This is a genomic window from Sandarakinorhabdus oryzae (genome assembly GCF_009733735.1).
GTDB classification, from domain to species: domain Bacteria; phylum Pseudomonadota; class Alphaproteobacteria; order Sphingomonadales; family Sphingomonadaceae; genus Sandarakinorhabdus; species Sandarakinorhabdus oryzae.
The window spans coordinates 1-3,614 of the sequence record NZ_WNJP01000230.1; the positions used below are offsets into that span (position 1 = coordinate 1).

Sequence of the window (3,614 nt, forward strand, 5' to 3'; positions counted from 1 at the left end):
GCCCGCACCCCCGGCCGCGCCGGCGCCGCCCTCGCCGCCTGCCCCGCCGTCGGCGCCGGATGCTCCCGATGCCCCGGATGCGCCCAAGGTGATGGTTTTCCACCACAAGGCCGGCGCCACGCCGGGCGAGAAGGTGATCCACAAGATGGTCGTCAAGGACGGCAAGGTGATCACCGACGACATCAGTGGCGCCGAGCCGGACATGATGATGCACGGCAAGGGCCACGGCGAGATGGTCAAGGTGATGGAGACCAGAGACGGCAAGAAGATGGTGATGATCCGTCACCAGGAAATGGCCGAAATGGCCGCCAGGCACGCCGAAATGGCCGGCAAGCAGGCGGAAGCCCGCATTGCCGAGGTCAAGGCCCACATGCGGGCCCGTTGCGACCGCGAAGGCGTGAAGCTGCCGGCCGACGCCGATTTCGGTCAGCTCGCCACCTGCGGCCTGGAAATGCAGAAGAAGATCCAGGCGGCCATGGCCTCGGCCCGCGCTGCCATCGAAGCCTCCAAGGATCTTTCGGCCGAACAGCGCGCCGCCGCGCTGAAGGGCATCGATGCGTCGATGGCCAACCAGCGCCACGAAGTCATCGTGAAGCTGGAGAAATGATCTGATCCGTGGCTGCCGGTTCTGGCCCCCTTAGGGACCGGTCGGCGCGGGCTCAGACCATCAGGCTGGCACCCAGTATGCATCCCGCTGCGGCTTCCAGCCCGGCCCGGTCGTCTTCATCGAAGCGGCCGGGCCTTGGGCTGTCGAGATCGAGCACGCCGACAACCACGCCGTCCTTGATCAGCGGCACGACAATTTCCGACCGGCTGTCGGCATCGCAGGCGATATGGCCGGGAAAGGCGTGGACATCGGGCACCACCTGAGTTTCGCGGGTGGCCGCCGCCGTGCCGCACACGCCGCGGCCCAGCGGGATGCGGATGCAGGCCGGCTTGCCCTGGAACGGGCCGAGTACCAGCTCGCCCTCCTTCATCAGGTAGAAGCCGGCCCAGTTGAGATCAGGCAGCTGGTGGAACAGCAGCGCCGCCATGTTGGCCATGTTGGCAACGAAATCGCGCTCGTCGCCGATCAGCAGGGCAAGCTGCTGGTTCAGCTGGGCATATTGATCAGGCTTGGTGCCTTCGAGGGCGGGGGCAAAATATGACATGGCCGCCCGTTAGCGCCGTGGCCGCCGAAACGCAAACGCCGCCGGGGTGAGCCGGCGGCGTTCATGATCAACGGTAACGCCCGCTTATTTCGGCGCGATCACCATCAGCATCTGGCGGCCTTCCAGGCGCGGCAACTGTTCGACCTTGGCCTGTTCGGCGGTCTCGTCGCGCACACGCTCCAGCAGTTTCAGGCCGAGCTCGCCATGCGACAGCTCGCGGCCGCGAAAGCGCAGGGTGAGCTTCACCTTGTCGCCTTCTTCCAGGAAGCGGTGGATGGCCTTCATCTTGGTCTGATAATCATGCTCGTCGATGTTCGGACGCATCTTGATCTCCTTGATCTCCTGCGTCTTCTGGTTCTTGCGAGCAGCAGCGGCCTTTTTCTGGGCCTCATACTTGAACTTGCCGACATCGAGGATCTTGCACACCGGCGGATCGGCGCCGGGGGAGACTTCCACCAGGTTCAGCCCGGCTTCCTGTGCGATCGCAATGGCTTCGCGGGTGTAGAGCACACCCAGATTTTCCCCGTCCTGATCGATGACACGGACCTTGGGAACGTTGATGAACTCATCATAACGCGGGCCGGTCATCGGCGCGGGCGCATTCATCATGCGGCGTGGGGGCGGTGGTATGGCAGTCTCTCCTGTGTTGTGTTGCGCGCCTCAATAGCGCGGCCGGCCCACCAGCGGCAAGAGGGCGCAGGTGGGCCGGCCGGATTCAGCCGTTGGCGGCGGTCACTTGGCCGAAGCGAGCGCCGCCTCCAGCGCGGCCACCCCGGCGGCGGCGATCAGGCCGTCTTCCTGGGAGGTGCCACCGGACACGCCAACCGCACCGATGGTCTTGCCGTCCCGCTTCAGCGGAATGCCGCCTTCCGAGGCGACCATGGCCCCCGGGAAGGTGAGGTAGCGCAGCTGGCCTTCCTTCTGCAGCCGCTGCTCATAAAGGGCGGTGGGACTGCCAAAGCGCGCCGCCGTCTGCGCCTTGCCGGTGGCGATGTCCGGCCCGGCGGGCGGCGCATCGTCCATGCGGCGCAGGGCGATCGGCACGCCGGCCGGATCGACCACCACGATCGTCACCTTCAGGCCGCGCTTGTCGGCCTCGGCCTGGGCGGCATCGGTGACGATGCGGGCGGCGGCCAGCGTGAGGGTCGGCTTGTCCTTCACCAGTTGCGCCGTTGCCGGCACGGCCAGCAGCAGCGCCGCGCCCAGCAGGGTGAGCGCGCGCATCAGGCCGGCATCCGGTGCAGCGCGCACAGCTTGTTGCCGGCCGGATCGCGCAGATAGGCGAGATAGAGCGCGCCCATGCCGCCCTGGCGCACGCCGGGCGGATCCTCGATGGCGGTGCCGCCGTTGGCAACGCCGGCCGCGTGCCAGGCATCGGCCATCGCCGGGCTGGCCATGGCAAAGCCGATGGTGCTGCCGTTGCCGTGGCAGGCCGGGTTGCCGTCGATCGGCGGGGTGATGGCAAAGATGCCGGTCGGCGTCATCCAGAACACCCGGCCTTTGTCGTCGGCGTGGCCGGGGCCAATGCCCATGGCGGCAAAGGTGGCGTCATAGAATTTCTTTGATGCGGCCGTGTCGTTGGCCCCCACCATGATGTGGCTGAACATGATCCGTCCCCCTGTGCGTTGGTTCAATGCGCCATGGCGCTGTTTTCGCGTGGATCGCCATGGAAGCAAATTGCCAGCCGGCTGTCGAGATGGCGGGCGGCCTGCCAGGATGGACCCAGATCGCATCCAATATGGACCAAACTCCACCTTGCGCTGTGTTAGCAACCGGTTAACCACTCGGCCCAGGGTCCGCTTTTTTGGGGAAGCAGCGTGTTCATTTTATGGCCGGCATCGTCGGAGAGGGCCGACGCGTGCTTCAGTCGTTGCATCAGCCTGTCAGGCCTACCGCCTGACGAGGCCGAGAAACTGTGCCTGCTGGCCGAAATCCTGGGCTGGCGGGTGCAGGGACAGGCTGCCCAAAGCGTCGTGAGCGCGCCTGACGAGGGCGTGCGCCTGGCGTTGCGCCCTGAGGCAGGCGTGATCCACGTTGATGTGGCTGATCCGGACATGCGCCGGCAGCTCGCGCGCCATGGGCTGGACCGGCTGGTGCCACCGGTGCCGCTGATGGCGCTGGAACAATTGTTCACCTTCGCGGGCTGATGATGGCGACGTGTCGCACATCAAGCCCGCCCGCCGCTGCCGTTATTCTTTGCAGATCGCGGCAATGCCGCGCGGGCGAAGGAGCGGGTGGTGGCAACAGCAGGTCAGTCGTGCAGGGCAGAGGCATCAGTCTGCCAGCCCGGCGACGTCGCGGCACCGGCCGCACCGCGCCTGGCCTTGTTCGGCCTGCCCGCCGACGTGGCGGAGCCGGTGACCCTGCTGGCTGAGATCCTGGGCTGGCAGGTGCTGCCCTTGCCGCCGGGCCCGGCCCTGCCGCCACCCACGCGCGCCTGCCTCGCCATGGTGCCGGCCTGCG

Annotated in this window: 7 protein-coding genes; 3 read left to right on the top strand and 4 right to left on the bottom strand. The window is 67.0% G+C overall.

From position 1 onward, the window contains the following. On the top strand, positions 1–607 hold a 607-nt coding region (locus GJ693_RS14665; RefSeq protein ID WP_207789967.1), incomplete at its 5' end, for a hypothetical protein. A gap of 52 nt (positions 608–659) precedes the next feature. Here GJ693_RS14665 and GJ693_RS14670 read toward each other — a convergent pair. The 4 genes from GJ693_RS14670 to GJ693_RS14685 form a co-directional block, all read right to left on the bottom strand. After that, positions 660–1,151, bottom strand: a complete 492-nt coding sequence (locus tag GJ693_RS14670) for a GAF domain-containing protein (protein WP_156257008.1) — start codon at positions 1,149–1,151, stop codon at positions 660–662. Between the two features lie 84 nt (positions 1,152–1,235). Next, positions 1,236–1,760: a translation initiation factor IF-3 gene (infC, locus tag GJ693_RS14675; RefSeq protein WP_156257009.1), complete on the bottom strand. Its 525-nt coding sequence runs from the start codon at positions 1,758–1,760 to the stop codon at positions 1,236–1,238. 123 nt (positions 1,761–1,883) lie between these two features. Next, positions 1,884–2,375 carry a GlcG/HbpS family heme-binding protein gene (locus GJ693_RS14680; RefSeq protein ID WP_156257010.1) on the bottom strand — a complete coding sequence of 164 codons (492 nt, stop codon included), beginning with the start codon at positions 2,373–2,375 and terminating at the stop codon, positions 1,884–1,886. Further along, the gene (locus GJ693_RS14685; protein ID WP_156257011.1) at positions 2,375–2,758 is read right to left on the bottom strand and encodes a VOC family protein; all 384 of its coding nucleotides are present in this window, start codon (positions 2,756–2,758) and stop codon (positions 2,375–2,377) included. Before GJ693_RS14685 ends, GJ693_RS14680 begins: the two co-directional genes overlap by 1 nt. Before the next feature lie 366 nt (positions 2,759–3,124). On the opposite strand from GJ693_RS14685, the gene GJ693_RS14690 reads away from it, so the two are divergent. Further along, a complete protein-coding gene (locus GJ693_RS14690) occupies positions 3,125–3,298 on the top strand; it encodes a hypothetical protein (protein WP_156257012.1) in 174 nt (57 codons plus the stop codon). A gap of 90 nt (positions 3,299–3,388) precedes the next feature. Then, on the top strand, positions 3,389–3,614 hold a 226-nt coding region (locus GJ693_RS14695), incomplete at its 3' end, for a hypothetical protein (protein WP_156257013.1).

What these genes read in the sequence shown, in the direction of transcription:
- GJ693_RS14670 (WP_156257008.1), bottom strand. Translation starts at nt 1,151, where the DNA reads ATGTCATATTTTGCCCCCGCCCTCGAAGGCACCAAGCCTGATCAATAT.
- infC (WP_156257009.1), bottom strand. Translation starts at nt 1,760, where the DNA reads ATGATGAATGCGCCCGCGCCGATGACCGGCCCGCGTTATGATGAGTTC.
- GJ693_RS14680 (WP_156257010.1), bottom strand. Translation starts at nt 2,375, where the DNA reads ATGCGCGCGCTCACCCTGCTGGGCGCGGCGCTGCTGCTGGCCGTGCCG.
- GJ693_RS14685 (WP_156257011.1), bottom strand. Translation starts at nt 2,758, where the DNA reads ATGTTCAGCCACATCATGGTGGGGGCCAACGACACGGCCGCATCAAAG.